Annotated in this window: 13 protein-coding genes; 9 read left to right on the top strand and 4 right to left on the bottom strand. The window is 69.4% G+C overall.

The features are described from left to right. Positions 1-170: 170 nt before the first annotated feature. A complete protein-coding gene (locus VGR06_RS07290; protein WP_327558195.1) occupies positions 171-743 on the bottom strand; it encodes a helix-turn-helix domain-containing protein in 573 nt (190 codons plus the stop codon). Positions 744-820: 77 nt separating this feature from the next. On the opposite strand from VGR06_RS07290, the gene VGR06_RS07285 reads away from it, so the two are divergent. From VGR06_RS07285 to VGR06_RS07270, 4 genes are all read left to right on the top strand, one after another. Continuing rightward, the gene (locus tag VGR06_RS07285; protein ID WP_327558194.1) at positions 821-1,627 is read left to right on the top strand and encodes an SDR family NAD(P)-dependent oxidoreductase; all 807 of its coding nucleotides are present in this window, start codon (positions 821-823) and stop codon (positions 1,625-1,627) included. A gap of 471 nt (positions 1,628-2,098) precedes the next feature. Beyond that, positions 2,099-3,547: a prenyltransferase/squalene oxidase repeat-containing protein gene (locus tag VGR06_RS07280; protein WP_327558193.1), complete on the top strand. Its 1,449-nt coding sequence runs from the start codon at positions 2,099-2,101 to the stop codon at positions 3,545-3,547. After that, the gene (locus VGR06_RS07275; protein WP_327558192.1) at positions 3,547-4,788 is read left to right on the top strand and encodes a cytochrome P450; all 1,242 of its coding nucleotides are present in this window, start codon (positions 3,547-3,549) and stop codon (positions 4,786-4,788) included. Before VGR06_RS07280 ends, VGR06_RS07275 begins: the two co-directional genes overlap by 1 nt. A 107-nt stretch (positions 4,789-4,895) precedes the next feature. Beyond that, the gene (locus VGR06_RS07270; protein ID WP_327558191.1) at positions 4,896-5,807 is read left to right on the top strand and encodes a UbiA family prenyltransferase; all 912 of its coding nucleotides are present in this window, start codon (positions 4,896-4,898) and stop codon (positions 5,805-5,807) included. Position 5,808: 1 nt separating this feature from the next. On the opposite strand, the gene VGR06_RS07265 is transcribed toward VGR06_RS07270, so the two are convergent. Then, positions 5,809-6,558, bottom strand: a complete 750-nt coding sequence (locus VGR06_RS07265) for an SAM-dependent methyltransferase (RefSeq protein ID WP_327558190.1) — start codon at positions 6,556-6,558, stop codon at positions 5,809-5,811. A gap of 196 nt (positions 6,559-6,754) precedes the next feature. Next, a complete protein-coding gene (locus tag VGR06_RS07260; RefSeq protein WP_327558189.1) occupies positions 6,755-7,594 on the bottom strand; it encodes an SAM-dependent methyltransferase in 840 nt (279 codons plus the stop codon). 47 nt (positions 7,595-7,641) lie between these two features. On the opposite strand from VGR06_RS07260, the gene VGR06_RS07255 reads away from it, so the two are divergent. The 4 genes from VGR06_RS07255 to VGR06_RS07240 all read left to right on the top strand — a co-directional run bounded on the left by VGR06_RS07255 (position 7,642) and on the right by VGR06_RS07240 (position 16,121). After that, complete coding sequence (locus VGR06_RS07255; protein WP_327558188.1) at positions 7,642-8,634, top strand: ATP-binding cassette domain-containing protein; 993 nt, start codon at positions 7,642-7,644, stop codon at positions 8,632-8,634. A gap of 3 nt (positions 8,635-8,637) precedes the next feature. Beyond that, positions 8,638-9,501 carry an ABC transporter permease gene (locus VGR06_RS07250; protein WP_327558187.1) on the top strand — a complete coding sequence of 288 codons (864 nt, stop codon included), beginning with the start codon at positions 8,638-8,640 and terminating at the stop codon, positions 9,499-9,501. 617 nt (positions 9,502-10,118) lie between these two features. Next, on the top strand, positions 10,119-13,622 hold the full coding sequence (locus tag VGR06_RS07245; RefSeq protein WP_327558186.1) for an ATP-binding protein: 3,504 nt from the start codon (positions 10,119-10,121) through the stop codon (positions 13,620-13,622). A 15-nt stretch (positions 13,623-13,637) separates the two neighbouring features. Then, positions 13,638-16,121: a DNA topoisomerase (ATP-hydrolyzing) gene (locus VGR06_RS07240; protein WP_327558185.1), complete on the top strand. Its 2,484-nt coding sequence runs from the start codon at positions 13,638-13,640 to the stop codon at positions 16,119-16,121. A gap of 219 nt (positions 16,122-16,340) precedes the next feature. Here VGR06_RS07240 and VGR06_RS07235 read toward each other — a convergent pair whose 3' ends face one another. Then, positions 16,341-16,499 (bottom strand): hypothetical protein, encoded by a 159-nt coding sequence (locus VGR06_RS07235; RefSeq protein ID WP_327558184.1) that lies wholly within the window; start codon positions 16,497-16,499, stop codon positions 16,341-16,343. 275 nt (positions 16,500-16,774) lie between these two features. Here VGR06_RS07235 and VGR06_RS07230 point away from each other — a divergent pair, with 275 nt between their 5' ends. Further along, positions 16,775-17,008 (top strand): DUF397 domain-containing protein, encoded by a 234-nt coding sequence (locus tag VGR06_RS07230; protein WP_327558183.1) that lies wholly within the window; start codon positions 16,775-16,777, stop codon positions 17,006-17,008. The last annotated feature ends 17 nt before the right edge of the window (positions 17,009-17,025 follow it).

Genomic DNA, 17,025 nt, shown 5'->3' with positions numbered 1-17,025 from the left:
CATCGGCGGGCACGCGACCGGCGTCACCTGGGTGCGCATCGCGATCAACTACCTGGTGCCGTTCATCGTGGCGAGCGTGGCCTACCTGTCCGCCTGCCGCCGCCCGGGCTAGTGCTGCAGTGGTGCCATGAAGGGACCCTTCAGGACACTGGGTGTCCTGAAGGGACCCTTCATCGCACCGCGGCGAGGGTGTCGATCCACCGCTCGAGCTGCCGCACCTGGCCGGACATGAGGTTGGGGTCGCGCAGGGCGCTGGCCAGCAGCGCGCCGCCCTGCACGCCGGCGAACAGGGTGGTGGCGAGTTGCCGGGCGTTGCGCCGGCCCAGCGCGCGGATCTGGATCTCGGCCCAGTCCAGGATGCGCCGGATCGGCCGGGCCGCCTCGAGGTCGAGGCCGTCGTCGCGCCGGTCGAGCTCGGCGGCGAGCGTGCCGAACGGGCAGCCGTACCGGGCGACGACGTCACGCATCTGCCCCCAGCGCCGCACCAGCGCCTTGAGCCGGTCCGCCGGCAGGGGAGCGGCCTCGCACGCGGCGAGCATGGCCTCGACCTGACCGTCCTGCGCGTCGATCACGGCGCGGACCAGGTCGTCCTTCGTCCGGAAGTAGTAGTAGACGTTCCCGACCGGGACGTCGGCGGCGTGCGCGATGTCGGCGAGCGTGGTCGCCCCGACGCCCTTGCGGTGCAGCAGTTCAGCCGCACTGGCGACGAGCCGTTCACGCTTGCCGGCGGGTGAGTCAGCCATCTCACTCAGACTCTAGCCTGCCCGCCGCCGCGGCTGCTAACCTCAGATTTAGTCAGTCAACTAACTAAGGAGCATTCGTGGCCGACCTCACCGCTTACGGGCCCTGGGCCGTCATCACCGGCGCCTCCTCCGGCATCGGCCGGGCGTTCGCCGGGCACTGCGCCGCGCAAGGGCTGAACGTCGTCCTGGCCGCGCGGTCCACCAGCGTGCTGGCGGACCTGGGCCGGGAGCTCAGCCGCGCCCACGGCGTCGAGCACCGGGTCGTCACCGTCGACCTCAGCGACCCCGGCGGCGCGGCGGATCTCCTTGCCGCATCGGCGGATCTGGACGTGGGCCTGCTGGTCTCCAACGCCGGTGGCGGGCGCCCCGGCCGGTTCCTCGACCAGGACATACCCGACCTGCATCGCCGGCTGACCCTCAACACCACCACGCACTTCGAGCTGGCCCACGCCTTCGGCCGCCGGTTCGCCGCGCGCGGCGGCGGCGCCATGGTCCTGGTCTCCGCCCTCGGCGCGATCCACGGGCTGCCCAACATGGCCCACGAGAGCGCCGCGAAATCCTACGTCCGCAACCTCGGCGAGGCCCTGCACCACGAACTGAAACCGGCCGGGGTGAAGGTCACCGTGATGCTCCCGGGCAACGTCGACACCCCGATCATCGAGAAGTTCGGCCTGGACCGGACCCGCCTGCCGATCAAGCCCCTCCCGGTCGCCACCGCCGTCCGGCAGACCGTGCACGCCCTGAACGCCGGCCGCCCCACCGTCGTGCCGGACCGCCGGCTCCGCGCCCTGAGCCGGCTCACCCCGCGCGGCCTGTCCATCAAGCTGAACGGCCGCCTCCTCGGCGAGGCCGCTGCCAATCTGGCCGGTGCGGTTCAAGGCTGATGGTCGAGGACGTAACTGCCGGCGCCACCGGCAGCAGCAGGTTGAGGCTGGCGTCCACAGTGGTCGCCACCGCCCGGTCCGGAATGGTCTCGGCTGATCAACGTTTGGGGACGGAAGTGCTTGATTTTCAAGCACTTCCGTCCCCAAACAGCGATCATGACCACCTCACGGCCCAGCCGCACCGTGACACCCCGCGATCGCTGGCCACGCCGCCCGGTCCCGGAGATCATTCTTGAGTTTACGGTGTATTCAGATGGGCAGAATGCTACCTTGATGCGTCAACATGTCAGCCGCTTTCGAGGGGAAGTTCTGGCTGTGTACCGCATCGACGCGCGCCCCAGTTGGTCGCAATCCACCGCCGCACTGGTGGCAGAAATGCCTCCTGATCTTCAAGGTGATTTCTCTCCGTCAGTTTACGAAACCGGACGGTTAGTTCGGTACGCGCCGTCGTTGCGCGGACACGCACGGCGAGTGCGTTTTCTGCTCAATGAACAGCGGCCGGACGGCGGTTGGGGCGGGGAGAACGGATATGGTCTGGTGCCGGCGCTGAGCGCCACCGGGGCCTTGCTGTCCGTTGTTCCGAACCTGTCCACACGAAGCATCCGGCGCGACGAGTTGACCGGCTCGGTCGACCGCGGATTGCGGGCGTTGTTCCGAAGATTGAACGCCGGTGAGCCGGCGGCGCTGCCGGACACGGTCGCGGTGGAGATCGTGGTGCCCGGCCTGATCGCCGAGATCAATTCCCAGTTGGACCCGAACCCGCCGGCCGGGCTGGAGGAATGGCGGGGGCGCCGGCTGACCCAGCACCCCGGGGGGAACGAGCGGCTCTTCGCCGGCCTGCGCGCGGCGGTGGGCCAGGGCCGTCCGGTGCCGACGAAGCTGCTGCACTCGCTGGAGGTCTACGGCGACGTGGCGCGGGGAGCGCGGTTGATCGACCCGGTGCGCGGCAACGTGGGCTGCTCGCCCGCGGCCACCGCGGTGTGGTTGGGCGACGGCATGGTGCGGGCCAGGCGCCACCCGCTGGTCCGCTACCTGGAGGCGGTGCAGCGCCGCTGGGCCGGTCCGGTGCCGGTGGCCGCTCCCCTCGCGGTCTTCGAACGGGTCTGGGTGCTGTGCACGCTCGCCGGGGCGGGCCTGGTGCCGCGCCCGAACCGCGGCCTGGTGCGCAGCGTCCACGCCGCGTTCGGCGAGTACGGGGTGGCCGGCGGACCCGGCCTGCCGCCGGACGCCGACGACACCGCCACGGCCCTGAGCGCGCTCGCCCGGCTGGGCAGCCCGCGCTCGCCGGAGGTGCTGTGGCACTACCAGGCAGCCGGCGGGCACTTCGCCTGCTTCCCCGACGAGCGCACCCCGTCGACCAGTACCAACGCCCATGTGCTGCAGTCCTTCGGTGACTGCCTGCGGTTCGACCAGCCGGGCCGGTCCCGCTACCTGGATGCCATGGCGCGGATCACCGGCTGGCTGTGCGAACGTCAGCAGGCCGACGGCGGCTGGTCCGACAAGTGGCACGCTTCTCCTTACTACGCAACGGCTTGCGCCGCCCTGGCGCTGGCCGGGTACGGCGGCGGTCTGGCCGCCGGCCCGCTTTCCCGGGCGGTGGACTGGCTGCTCGACACCCAGCGCCCGGACGGCTCGTGGGGGCGCTGGGCCGGCACCTACGAGGAGACCGCCTACGCGGTGCAGGTGCTGTCCCGGGTGCGGACGGCCCATAGCGGCGAGGTGACCGGCCGGGCGGTCGCGCGGGGGTGCGCGCGGCTGCGGCGCGCCGGCGGCCCGCCGTATCCCGCGCTGTGGCACGACAAGGATCTCTACACCCCGACCCGGATCGTGCGCGCCGAGGGGCTCGCGGCGCTGCGCCTCGCCGCGAGCAGCCCGCACCTCGCGCCGGCCGAGTGCCGCCCCGCCGGAAAGGAGTCGTGATGAGCTGGCCGGAACTTCGCCTCGCGGTACGCCCGCTGCCGTTCCTCGAGTCTACTGTGGACTCTCCGGCCCGGGTCCTGGAACTGCACCGCCGCCCGGCGCCGAAGCTGCTGGTGTGGCACCCGGACATGGTCGACTGGATCTTCCGGTCGGACGGGGCGATGCGCCATCCGGGCGGCCGCAGCCTCATCCCGATGTTCGGCGCCCGGTCCCCGCTGTGGGCGGAGGGGCCCCGGCACGTCGCCTACCGCCAGGTGCTCGGCACACCGCTGCGCGGGCGAAGGCTCGCCGACCAGCACGACGTCATCGCCTCGACCGTGCGTGCCGCCGTCGACGGGCTCAGACCGGGTGCCGAGGTCGGGCTGATGGCCTGGACCCGGGCCATCACGCTGCGGGTCATCGCCCGGATCGTGCTCGGCCGGTTCGACGAGGAGCTGCTCGGCGCGGTCACCGCCTGGATCGACAAGGCGTTCGGCGCCAGGTACCGCACGCTCGCGTATCGCTACCTGCTGGGCGGTCTGCCCAGGCCCGGGGCCGAGCTGGAGCAGGAGCTGATGCGGACCGCCAAGGCACACACCGACCTGCGTCCGCCCACGCTCGCGGCCCGCATGCTGTCCGGCGAGGAGCCGCTCGGCGCGATCGACGACGCGGAGGTGCGGGACGCGGTCGTCTCGATGATCTTCGCCGGGCACGAGACCACCGCCGCCGGGGCGGCCTGGACCCTGTACTGGCTGGATCGCAACCTGCCGGTTCAGCGGGAGGTGCTGGCCGAGCTCGAGGCCGGCGGCGCCGACGGCGCGGACGCGGGCCAGGTCCCGCTGCTGCAGGCCACCGTCCTGGAAATGCTGCGGCTGACCCCGCCGGCCATGTCGGCCGAGCACCGCGTGCTGACCGAGGACGGCGAGGCGCCCGGCCGAACCCTGCCCGCGGGCGCCATGGTCACCCCGGCGATCTACCTCGCACATCACCATCCGGACGTGTTTCCCAGCCCGCACCGGTTCGACCCGTACCGGTTCCTCGGCAACCGGCCGCCGCCGCAGCACTACTTCCCGTTCGGCGGCGGAACCCGGTACTGCCTCGGCAGCCAGCTCGCCCAGACGGAGATCCGGATGATCACCGCGGCGGTGCTGCGCCGCCGGATCTGGCGCTGCGCCAACCCGAACGCCGGTGTCCCGCGGTTGCGCGGCCAGGTCCTGGCGCCAGCCGGGGTGCGGCTGCGCGTGCTCTCGTGCCGGGACTAGGCCGTGTTTCGACGTGCCGCGTCGGGGTGCCGGTGGTGCGGAACCTCGGCGACACCGCAGTGTCCACTGTGGAGTGAGTGCGACCGAGCGAGACCCGGTCAAAGGTCATGACCTCGAAACGCCACCTGGCCACCTGGCGGGACGTCGCGCTCATCCATCGCCTGGAGTTTCCGCTTCCGGTCAACTACGTGTGCTACGCGAGCCTGGGCGCCTGCTTCGCGGCCGGCGGTGTCGGGTCATTCCGCAACGTCACCGTGCTCGCGGCGATCGTGGCGAACCTGCCGCTGGTCGTGGCACCGCAGGCGCTCAACACCGTGGCCGACGTCCGCACCGATGAGCGGCACCCCGAGCGCGGCCGGCTCACCAGCGCGGTGCGGAGGTTCGGCCGGGACCGCATCCTCCGGTGGGCCGCGGCGGAGCTGGCCTTTGCGGCGCTCCTGGCCGGGCTGGTCTCGGTGTGGTCGGGCCGCCCGCTGATTGCCGCGGCCGCGGTGGCGACCATCGCGATCCAGGTGCTGTACAACGCCGAACCGGTGCGGTTGAAGCGCCGCGGGCTCACCGGCGTGGCCGCGTTCTGCGCCGCGACGCTCGTGCTGCCGTTTCTGCTGTCGTACTGGGCGGTCCGGCCCGATGTCGACGTGACGACCTGGCCGGTCGTGGCGGGCCTGTGGCTGCTGGCCGCCGGGCGGATGACGGTGTGGTCCGTCCCCGACCTCGCCGCCGACGCCGCGACCGGCATGCGGACACCCTCGGTGCGGTACGGCGCGGCCGGCGCCCTGGCGCGCAGCGCCGCCCTCTTCGCCGCCGGCCTGGTACTGACCGGCTGGGGGCTGTGGTGGCGCTACGGTCCCGGGTGGGCGCTGCCGCTGACGGCTGCGCAGGCGACGTTTCTCGGCAACGCCGTCAGTCTGCTGCGCCATCCGGCCCGGGTGCGCAAGGCACGCATCCTGCGGCGGATGACGCCGCCGGCGACGATCGGCACGGTGGCGCTGGCGGTCACCCCGCTGGTCGCCAGCTGACTCACGGTTTGCGGCCGACGCCGGCGAAGATCGGGTGCTGCTCCGGGTTGATGCCCGGATCGTCGTCGGGATCCGGACGCCACTTGATGATCGGGACGATGCCGGGTTCGACCAGCTCGAGCCCGGCGAAGAAGAGGGCCACCGAGGTGCGGTCCCGGAAGGTCACGGCGGGCACCTGGCCGAAGTTGAGCTGGCTGAACCTCGTGATGCCCTTCGTCAGGTGCTCGTCGGGCCCATAGTGGGAGAGCGCGAGGTAGCTGCCCGGACACATCGCGTCCAGGTATGCCGCGATCACGCCGGCCGGATCGTCGGAGTCCGGGATGTGCTGCAGGACGGCGATCGCCAGCACCGCCACCGGCTCGCGGAGATCGAGCAGGCGCCGCTCCCGCAGGATGTCCAGCACCGTGCGCGGCTGCCGAATGTCGGTTTCCAGCAGCGCCGCGTTGTCGTTTCCGGTCAGCAGTCGACGGCCGTCGTCCACGATGCTGGAATCGAAGTCGACGTATACCACACGCGCCGCGGGATCCCGCTCCTGGGCGATCTCGTGCACATGCCCGGCGGTGGGCAGGCCAGAACCGAGATCCAGGAACTGCCGCAATCCCTGGTCCATCAGATGGCGCACCATCCGTTGCAGCAGCGCCCGCTGGGCACGGACCAGGTAGGGAAGATACGGTGCGGCGATCGCGACCCGGTCGGCGAATTCGCGGTGCATCTCGCTGTGATCCCGACCCCCGAGCCAGTAGTCGTTCATTCGGGCGACATTGAGCCCGCCGAGGCCCGGCCCGCTGCTCGCTGTCTCGATCGATAGCCCCATTCGACCTAAACCGTTCATCCGTGTAGATCAACAGCTTGCCACAGTGCGAGGTGCCAAACCAGAGTCGGGGGTCACTGGTCCAAATGGCGGACAATCCGGCTTGAGCGGTCAACCGTGCGTGGGTTCCATCGTGTCACGACTTGCGGCCCAGACCGGCCAGCACGGCCGACTCGGCGGGCGTGCCGAAGGTGATCTCCGGTGCGCCCGGTCCGGTCTCTTCCGGGTGCCACCACGGTGTCCAGGTGAGACCCGGTTCGACGAGCGCGAAGTCGCCGAAGAGGCCGGCGATCTCGGCCCGGGTCCGCCAGGTCGCCGGGCTGCGGTGGGCCCGGTAGGCCTGACCGGTGCCGGCGAGCCCGGCCCTGACGTGCTCGGGCACGCCGTCCTTGGTGGCGTGCGAAAGGGCAAGATACGAACCGCTGGGTAACAGTTCACGGAACCGGGCAATAGCCTGGGGCCCGATGTCGACGCCGTTGGCATCGAGCTGCCGCAGGTGCAGCACGGCGATGACGAGCAGGCCGACGGGCCGCGCGGTATTGATGAGACCAGTGTTGGCAATGGTGCGCCACAACCGGTCGGGATCGCGGAGATCTCCGTTTATCGCCGCGTGCCGAACGGGTTCGCCGCCGGTCTCGATAATCGCCCGGGAATGGTTGACAACCTCGGCATCATTGTCGACGTAAACGACGGTGGTGGCACCGGGAACGACCTCGTCGGCGACCGCGTGCGTGCTGTCCATGGTGGGCAGACCGGAGCCGATGTCGACGAACTGCCGTACGCCGTGCCGGGCCAGCCAGCGGACGGCGCGGTGCAGAAAAATCCGGTTCGCCACCGCGATGGAACGCACCAGCGGAAATGCGGCCAGCACCCTGTCGCCGAACTCCCGGTCGACCGCGCGGTGTGCCGTACCGCCGAGGTAATAGTCGTAAACCCTGGCCACGCTCGGCAGTTCCTCGGTCACAGTCCGTCCCATCGCCGAAACTGTGCGACACCTCTTCGGCCGGATCGTAGTCTGGTCGCATGACCGAGGCGGTAGCGATCGAGGTCGAGGGGCTGGTCAAGACCTACGGCGCGGTGGAGGCGGTCCGGGGGATCGATCTGACCGTGGCGTCGGGCGAGATCTTCGGCTTCCTCGGTCCCAACGGCGCCGGCAAGTCCACCACGATCAACATGCTGTGCACGCTGATCCGCCCGACCGCGGGGCAGGCGAGCGTGGCCGGCTACGACGTGGTCCGCCAGCGCGACGACGTCCGGCGCAACATCGGGCTGGTGTTCCAGGACACCACGCTGGACGGCTACCTGACCGCCGAGCGGAACCTCCGGCTGCACGCCGAACTCTACGGCGTGCCCCGGGACGTGCTCGACGACCGGCTGCGCCAGGTCCTGGAGATGGTCGGGCTGTGGGACCGGCGGCGCAGCAAGGTGTCCACGTTCTCCGGCGGCATGAAACGCCGGCTGGAGATCGCCCGCGGGCTGCTGCACTCGCCCCGGGTGCTGTTCCTCGACGAGCCCACGGTCGGCCTGGATCCGCAGACCCGCAGCTCCATCTGGACCTACATCCAGGAGCTGAAGCAGGCCGAGGACATCACGATCTTCCTGACCACGCACTACATGGACGAGGCCGAGTACAGCGACCGGATCGCGATCATCGACCGGGGCACGATCATCGCGCTGGACACCCCGTCCGCGCTCAAGGCCAGCGTCGGCAAGGACCGGGTGAGCATCGGCACCGACGACAACGAGCGCGCCGTGGCCGCGGTGGCCGAGCGGTTCGGCCTGACCGCGAGCGTGGTGGAGGGGCAGGTCACGCTCGCGGTGGAGAACGGCGAGCAGTTCGTCCCCCGGTTGTTCGCCGAGCTCGGCCGGCCGATCTTCTCGGTCAGCGTGGCCCGGCCGTCGCTGGACGACGTGTTCCTGTCCTTCACCGGCACCACGATCCGCGAGGCGGAGGCGACCGCGACCGACCGGCTGCGCGGCAATCCGATGATGGCCCGCATCCGGGGAGGGCGGTGACCGATGACGAGCGTGCGTACACCCGTTGCGGCGGTTCGGGTTCCGGCGCGAAGCGCGGGCGGCGAACTGCGCGCGATCAAGATCGTGTGGCAGCGTGAGCTGATCCGGTTCGCCGACGACCGCATGCGCCTGGTCACGTCCCTGGTGCAGCCGTTCGCGTTCCTGTTCATCCTGGGCAGCGGCCTGTCCAGCCTGACCTCGGCCAGCACCGGCGGGGTGGACCTGCGCACCTTCATGTACCCCGGCATCCTGGCGATGTCGGTGCTGTTCACCGCGATCTTCTCGGCGGCCTCGATCGTCTGGGACCGGGAGTTCGGCTTCCTGCGGGAGATGCTGGTCGCGCCGGTGCGCCGGTCCTCGATCATCATCGGCAAGTGCCTCGGCGGCACCACGGTCGCCGCGCTGCAGGGCGTGCTGGTCGTCGCCATCGCCGGGCTCGTCGGAGTCCCTTACACCCCAACGCTGATCATCACGGTGCTCGGCCTGCAGGCGCTGCTGGCGTTCACGCTGACCGCGTTCGGGCTCATGATCGCGGTGCGGATCACCCAGCTGCAGGCGTTCATGGCGGTCACCCAGCTGTTCGTCATGCCGCTGTTCTTCATCTGCGGCGCGATCTTCCCGGTGTCCGGGCTGCCGGGCTGGCTGGCCGTGCTCAACCGGATCGACCCGCTGACCTACGCGGTCGACCCGATGCGCCACGCCGTCTTCGAGCATCTCGACGTCAACGAGGTCGCCCGCCGGGCGCTGGACGCCGGGGTCACGTGGGGCGGCTGGCGGGTGCCGGCGCTGCTCGAGGCCGCCATCGTGCTCGCCATCGGCCTGGTCATGCTGGGCGTCGCCGTCGTCGAGTTCAACCGCACCGAGTGACCATCAGGGGCGAAACCTGAGTGGCTGTGCGGCGCACGGCTCGTCTGCCCCTCGCGTTGCGTTGGCGGGTTCTGGCGGGCTGGTGTTGCCGGCCGTGCACCGGCGTGGCTCTGCTGGAGGGAGTTACCGGTTGTTGGCCGGCTGGCGGCGGCTCGGAGCCTGATGTCCTGAAGGGACCCTTCCTGTCATGGAACGTCCTGAAGGCGTCGTTCAGGGCACTGGCCGATGCCCCACCGGCCCCACCTGCCACACCAACCCCGACCACCCGATCAAGATCCACAACTCCCTCCGGGAGAGCCCCACCCAACAGCGACCATGGCCCGGTCCCGTCCTGCTCGGCACCGGCCCGGCACTGCGCCAGCCGCACGACCGGCCGGACGGTCAGCACAGATCACCGACGCACAAACAGCCGACCACTGCACCAAGGCCCACGCTCACATCAAGGCTCAAGTCCCTGGCATCGACACTCAACGCCCCGAAGGCGGCCTTCAGGGAATACACCCACGAGGTGCGGGCAACCACCCCGTTGATGACTCGATCCGAAACTCGCGCTGGTTGCGCGTCGATGACAGGGTCGGCGGATACCCTCACTGGGTGCTGACGAGGGAGACACAGCGGTGACGGCGGAGACCCTGTACGGAGCCGATGACCTGACCCATCTCGAGGGTCTCGAGGCGGTGCGCAAGCGGCCCGGCATGTACATCGGGTCCACCGACAGCCGGGGCATCAACCACCTGCTGGCCGAGATCGTGGACAACGCGACCGACGAGGGGATCGCCGGGCACGCCACCAGGGTCGTGGTGACCCTGCACGCCGACGGCAGCGTGCAGGTGGACGACGACGGGCGGGGCATCCCGACCGGGGTGCACGCCAAGTCCGGTTTGTCCGGCGTCGAGTTGGTGCTGACCAGGCTGCACGCCGGCGGCAAGTTCGGCGGCTCCGGGTACAAGACCTCCGGCGGCCTGCACGGTGTCGGTGCGTCGGCGGTGAACGCGCTCTCGCTGCGGTTCGACGTGACCGTGAGGCGGGACGGCAAGGTGCACCAGATGTCGTTCGCCGGCGGGGCTCCCGGTGTGTTCGACGGCCCGGGTCCGGCGGCCAGGTTCAGCCAGCGGTCCGGGTTGCAGGTGACCGGCCGGACGAAGCGCGGCGAGTCCACCGGCACGTCCATCCGGTACTGGTACGACGCGCGCTACTTCGAGGCGGGCGCCGGGCTCGACGTGGACGCGGTGCGCACGAAGCTGCGCAACACCGCGTTCCTCGTGCCCGGCGTCAGCTACGTGCTGCGGCACGCCACCGACGGCTCGATCGGCGAGGAGACCTTCCACTACCCGGGCGGCCTCGCCGACATGGTGGACTTCCTGACGCCGTCCGGCGACCGCCCGGTCTGCGACACGCTGCTGGTCACCGGTGACGGCGTCTACCACGAGAACGCCGCCGACGAGAACGGCGTCATGCGGTCCAAAGTGGAGCGCCGGGTCGAGCTCGAGGTGGCGCTGCGCTGGGGGACCGGCTACGAGACCACCGTCGACTGCTTCACCAACACGATCCGCAACCTGCACGGCGGCACCCACCGCAAGGGCTTCGACCGGGCCGTGGTCCGCGCCGTGCAGGAGGCCGTCTCGAAGTCCCGCGGCCTGCTCAAACCCAAGGAGGACCCGCCGGCCCTCGACGACGTCCTCGAGGGGATGACCGCGGTGATCCACGTCCGCGTCCCCGAGCCGCAGTTCACCTCGCAGACCAAGGACGAGCTGTCCACCGCCGGCATCACCAAGGTCCTGCAGGGCGTCGTCGAGCGCGAGATCAAGGCCTGGACCGAGCACCGCCGCACCAGGACCGAGGCGAAGACGGTGCTGCAGAAGGTGGTCGACGCCGCCCGCGTCCGCCTGGCCCAGAAGCAGCAGAAGGACGCCGCCCGCCGCAAGACCGCCCTCGAAGGCGCGGCCATGCCCGCCAAACTCGTCGACTGCCGCACCACCGGAATTTCCCGCAGCGAATTGTTTCTCGTGGAAGGGGATTCCGCATTGGGCTGCTTTACGGGGGACACACGGGTCGCGCTTGTGTCGGGGGCGAGCCGGTCATTCGCGGAGCTGGCCGCCGACTGGGAGCAGGGCATCACTCATTTCGGGTATGCGACCAACAAGGCCGGACGAGTTGTGGTGGTGCCGCTCGTCGAGCCGCGCCGCACCAAGCGCGCAGCGTCTTTGGTGCGATTGACGCTCGACAGCGGAGAGTCCGTTCGATGCACTCCGGACCATCTGTTCAGGATGCGTGATGGTTCCTACCGGCGGGCCGACGCCTTGGTAGCGGGCGACTCGCTGATGCCGCTGTACCGAAGCGTGTCATCCAAGAAGGCCGGCGACAAGCTGGACGGGTACGAGCGTGTGTGGATGAACGATCGTGAGGAGTGGGTTTACACCCACTATCTGGCCGATGCGTACAACCTGCGGCACGGTCTGGACAGCATCGACAATGGTAACGTTCGCCATCACGTCGATGTGCACAAGCGCAACAATGATCCGCGCAACCTGCGCCGTATGACCTGGGAGAGTCATGCCGCGCTACATGCGGCGATGATGGGGGACCATGTTTGGAGCGGATATCGTGCGTGGATGGCGGACGGCGGGCTGGAGTTCAAGTCCGCCATGTTGTCGGCGCAATGGAAGGACCCTGAGTTCCGCGAGGCATGCTTGGCGCGCCTCGCTGAGCTGAACAAGGATCCCGCTTTTCGTGAGCGCATCGAGCAGGGATTCCAGGACTGGTATGCGTCTTTGAGCGACGCCGGGCGGGCAGCGTACGCCGAACGCATGCGCGAGCAGCAGGCAGCATACTGGGCGCATCCGGAACACCGTGCGGATGCTGCCGAACGTGTACGGATTTACTTCGCCCAGCCTGGCCGACTCGCTGAGTGGAGCAAGCGATCTCGGGCACAATGGAAGGACGAGAGTCTGCTCGCTTGGCGCTCGAAGGTGACCAACGAGCAGTTCTCTGATCCCGCCGAGCGGGAGCGGCAGAGGGACGCGGTCCGCACTTGGCACCGGGAACACCCAGAATTCGGTGAGCGGCACTCGGTTCGGATGAAGGTGCGCATGTCCGATCCGGACACCGGACATCTCGCGAAGATTCAGGCGGGGCGCCGCAGGTATGTGGAGTCCGTGCCTCGGGACGAGCGGGTCTTTCGGCAGAGTGAAGGGCGGCGAGTAGCCGCGCTCAAGCGGCTAGCCACCCTCTTGACGGCTCCGGATGCTGAGCTGGCCGCCGTGTACGAGGCAGATCGAAAGCGCAAATCGCCTACCGGACTCCGGTTCAGCCGTCTGATCGATTACTACCAGGGCGATTACGCCCGTCTCCGTGACGCGGCCAAGCGTGTGAACCACACCGTCGCCTCCGTGGAAAGGCTGAGTGAGACAGCGGATGTGTACGACCTGACCGTCGAGCACCATCACAACTTCGCGCTCGAAGCCGGTGTGTTCGTGCACAACAGCGCTCGTATGGCGCGGGTGTCGGAGTATCAGGCGTTGCTGCCGTTGCGGGGGAAGATCCTGAACGTGCAGAAGGCGAGCCTGGCCGACACGTTGCGGAACGTGGAGATCGCCTCGATCGTGCAGGTGCTGGGGGCGGGCAGCGGGCGGACGTTCGAGCTGTCCGCGATGCGCTACGGCCGGGTGATCCTGATGGCGGACGCCGACGTGGACGGTTCGCACATCCGGACCCTGTTGATCACGTTGTTCGCCCGGTACATGCGGCCGGTGATCGAGGACGGGCGGTTGTTCGCCGCGATGCCGCCGCTGCACAAGGTCATGACCAAGGGGCGCAATGCGGAGACGTTCTTCACCTTCACGCAGCGGGAGATGGAGACGAGGGTCGCGCAGCTGGAGAAGGCCGGCCGGCAGGTGGTCAAACCGGTGCCGCGATTCAAGGGGCTCGGCGAGATGGACGCCGACGAGCTGTGGGAGACCACGATGAACCCGGCCACCCGCTCCGTGCGCCGGATCACCATGGACGACGCCCACGCCGCCGACGAGGCACTCGAGCTGCTGATGGGCGAGAAGGTGGAGCCCCGCCGCGCCTGGCTCGTCGAATCGGCCGCCCGGGTCGACCAAGAAGCAATCGACATCTGAGCAGAGAGCATATTGATGGCACGCCGCAAAACTCCGTCCACCAAGATCGATCCGGGCGCCTTCGACCGTGCCGGCGCGACCGTGATCGACAAGCCGGTCAAGCACGAAATCGAGGACTCCTACCTCGAGTACGCATACTCGGTCATCCACTCCCGCGCCCTCCCGGACGCCCGCGACGGCCTCAAACCGGTCCACCGCCGCATCCTCTACTCGATGCACGAGCAGGGCCACCGCCCCAACTCCGCCTACGTGAAATGCTCCCGCATCGTCGGCGACACAATGGGAAAATACCATCCACACGGAGACGTCGCCATTTACGACGCCATGGTCCGGCTCGCCCAGGACTTTTCCATGAATGTGCCGCTTGTCGACGGACATGGCAATTTTGGGAGCCCAGACGACGGCCCGGCGGCGAGCAGGTACACCGAGTCAAGAATGTCGCAGGCGGCGATGTTCCTGGTGGGGGAGTTGGGGGAGGACACGGTCGACTTCCGGCCCAACTATGACGGGTCGTTGCAGGAGCCGATGGTGCTGCCGGCGGCGTTTCCGAACCTGCTCGTGAACGGGACGTCGGGGATCGCGGTGGGCATGGCGACGAACATGATCCCACACAATGCCGGCGAAATCGTCAACGCGGCGAAGTGGTTGATCAGGAATCCGGAGGCGAGCCTGGACAGGCTGATGGAGTTCGTGCCCGGTCCGGATCTGCCGACCGGCGGGATCCTGCTCGGCCTCGACGAGGTCCGGAAGGCGTACGAGACCGGGCGCGGGGTGGTCCGGATGCGGGCGAAGGTGGAGATCGGGCCGCTGGAGGGCAGCCGACGGCAGGCGATCACGCTGACCGAGCTGCCGTACGGCGTCGGGCCGGAGAAGATCATCGAGAAGATCACCGACGAGGTGACGAAGTCAAGACGTCTGACCGGGATCGCCGACGTGAAGGACCTGACCGACCGGGAGAACGGCATCCGGGTGGTGATCGAGTGCAAGGTGGGCGTGAACCCGCAGGCGCTGCTCGCCGACCTGTACCGGCTGACCCCGATGGAGCAGTCGTTCGGCATCAACAACCTCGTGCTGGTCGACGGGCAGCCGCAAACCCTGGGGCTCAAGGAACTGCTCGAGGTGTTCCTGCGGCACCGTTTCGACGTGGTGCTCCGGCGCACCCGCTACCGCAAGCGCAAGCGCGAGGAGCGCCTGCACCTGGTCGAGGGCCTGCTGATCGCGCTGCTGGACATCGACAAGGTGATCCGGCTGATCCGGGCCAGCGAGAACGCCCAGGCCGCCAAGGAAGGCCTGATGAAAACGTTCAAACTCTCGGAGATCCAGGCCACCTACATCCTCGACACCCCGCTGCGCCGGCTGACGAAGTACGACAAGCTCGAGCTGGAGACCGAGCAGGACCGGCTGACCGCGGAGATCGCCGAGCTCACCACGATCATCGAGGACGACGCGGTGCTGCGCCGGGTGGTCTCGAACGAGCTGACCCAGGTGGCGAAGGAGCTGGCCACCGAGCGCCGCACCACGCTCATCGACGGCGAGCTCAAGGAGGTCCTCGCCGCCTCCAGGCCGGCCGGACCACTCGAGGTCGCCGACGACCCGTGCCAGGTGATCCTCTCCGCGACCGGCGTGGTGGCCCGGACGGCCGCCGAGTCGGAGGAGGTCTCCGAGGGCCGCCGCCGCAGCGGCCGGGCCAAGCACGACGCCGTCGCCGCGGTCGTGCACACCACCGCCCGAGGGCAGATCCTGCTCGTCACCAACCGGGGCCGCGCGATCAAGACCGATGTGCTGACCCTGCCGGTCCTCCCCGACCAGCCCGGCACCGTCTCGCTCTCCGGCGGGATGGCCGCGAGCGAGCTGGTTTCCCTGCTCCCCGAGGAGAAGGTCATCGGCATCGCCCCGCTGAGCGGCGAGCAGGCGGGTTCGTCCGGCCTGGCCCTGGGCACCCGGCAGGGCGTGGTGAAGGTCTGCGCCCCCGAGTGGCCGGTCCGCTCGGACGAGTTCGAGGTGATCACGCTCAAGGAGGGCGACGAGGTGGTCGGCGCGACCTGGCTCGCCGACGGCACCGAGAACCTCGCGTTCGTGTCGACCGACGCCTCGCTGCTCCGCTATGCCGCGAACCTGGTCCGCCCGCAGGGGCTCAAGGGCGGCGGCATGGCCGGCATCAACCTGGCCGCCGGGGAGCACGTCGTGTTCTTCGGGGCGGTCCGGACGGACGACGACGAGCACGGCGAGCCGATGGTGGTCACGTCCACCGGGCGCTATGTCAAGGTGACCCCGTTCGAGCTGTACCCGGCCAAGGGCCGGGCCACCGGAGGCGTTCGCGCGCAACGGTTCCTCAAGGGCGACCGCGGCCTCGTGCTCGCCTGGATCGGCCCGCGCCCGGCCGGCTCGTCGGCCACCGGAAACGCCGTCGAACTACCCGCCTCCGACCCGCGCCGCGACGGTTCGGGCGCCAGCCACCCGGGCCCGGACGTGATCGGACACCTCGTCGAGCGCGGTTAGGCTGTGTTTCATAACTCGGGCAAGGCCGCCGATCGCCTTCGGCGATGGCCTCGGGTCACGTTGCCGGGGTGGTTGCGGGCCGGGTGGATGGTTGTGTGTCGTAGGTGGTCCGTGGACGATGCCTGCGGACAGGGCTCGTTCCTCACCCTGTCCTTGGCACCGTAAGGCGGCCGCCCTCGCCAAAGACTTGTCGACCTCAGCGCACTTTCGAAACACGCGCTAACGGACCGCGAGCGCGTCCAGGATGCAGTGCTCGCACGGCATGCCGGCCAGGCTGGGCAGCCACTGGGTGTCGTCGACGGGCAGCGTCGCACCGCAGCGTGCGGTGAGCGCCGAACAGTGCCGGACGTCGGAGGTCAGCAGGAAGACGTGCACCAACCGCCGCGACTCCGGCGCGCGACCGGGCTTGAGCCGCCCGAGGATTACTACCGGATCGGAATAATCCCAACCTGACGGCTGGTCTGGACCGCATGCTCCCGCAGGTGCCCCCTGGATGCCACGAGGTGTGCCAACATCCCTGGCTGAGAAGGTGTCCGGCACGCGACGCATGACTGCCACTGCTCGCCCCCTTCCCCGGTCCACGTTGAGATTAATGCTAGATGCCGATTAATCTCGATGTCGAGGAGCGGCCTCGATCTGGGGAGGTTCCAAGGATGGAAGGTTACGAGCCGGCGACCGTCTTCCCCGGTGGCGCGTGGGCGGCGGCGACGTTCTGCGGCCCCAACGGGGGCAACTGCGTCGAGGTGAACCTGGGTGTCCGTGGACGTGTCGGGCTCCGGGACGGCAAGGCGGCCGGTGGTCCGGTGCTCGTCTTCGCCGGCGAGGAGTGGGACGCGTTCCTGGGCGCGGCCAGGTCCGGGCGGTGTGATCGCGCCTTGCCACCGTGACCCCAGTGCGCCGACGC

This window comes from Actinophytocola sp., assembly GCF_036002505.1.
Classification (GTDB): Bacteria; Actinomycetota; Actinomycetes; order Mycobacteriales; family Pseudonocardiaceae; genus DASYTH01.
The sequence above is the reverse complement of the archived record's forward strand: the minus strand, read 5'-3'. Positions and strand labels throughout refer to the sequence as shown.

Coding starts and splice junctions, on each gene's coding strand:
- VGR06_RS07255 (WP_327558188.1), top strand. CDS start 7,642: ATGACCGAGGCGGTAGCGATCGAGGTCGAGGGGCTGGTCAAGACCTAC.
- VGR06_RS07270 (WP_327558191.1), top strand. CDS start 4,896: ATGACCTCGAAACGCCACCTGGCCACCTGGCGGGACGTCGCGCTCATC.
- VGR06_RS07240 (WP_327558185.1), top strand. CDS start 13,638: ATGGCACGCCGCAAAACTCCGTCCACCAAGATCGATCCGGGCGCCTTC.
- VGR06_RS07265 (WP_327558190.1), bottom strand. CDS start 6,558: ATGAACGACTACTGGCTCGGGGGTCGGGATCACAGCGAGATGCACCGC.
- VGR06_RS07275 (WP_327558192.1), top strand. CDS start 3,547: ATGAGCTGGCCGGAACTTCGCCTCGCGGTACGCCCGCTGCCGTTCCTC.
- VGR06_RS07290 (WP_327558195.1), bottom strand. CDS start 743: ATGGCTGACTCACCCGCCGGCAAGCGTGAACGGCTCGTCGCCAGTGCG.
- VGR06_RS07230 (WP_327558183.1), top strand. CDS start 16,775: ATGGAAGGTTACGAGCCGGCGACCGTCTTCCCCGGTGGCGCGTGGGCG.
- VGR06_RS07260 (WP_327558189.1), bottom strand. CDS start 7,594: ATGGGACGGACTGTGACCGAGGAACTGCCGAGCGTGGCCAGGGTTTAC.
- VGR06_RS07250 (WP_327558187.1), top strand. CDS start 8,638: ATGACGAGCGTGCGTACACCCGTTGCGGCGGTTCGGGTTCCGGCGCGA.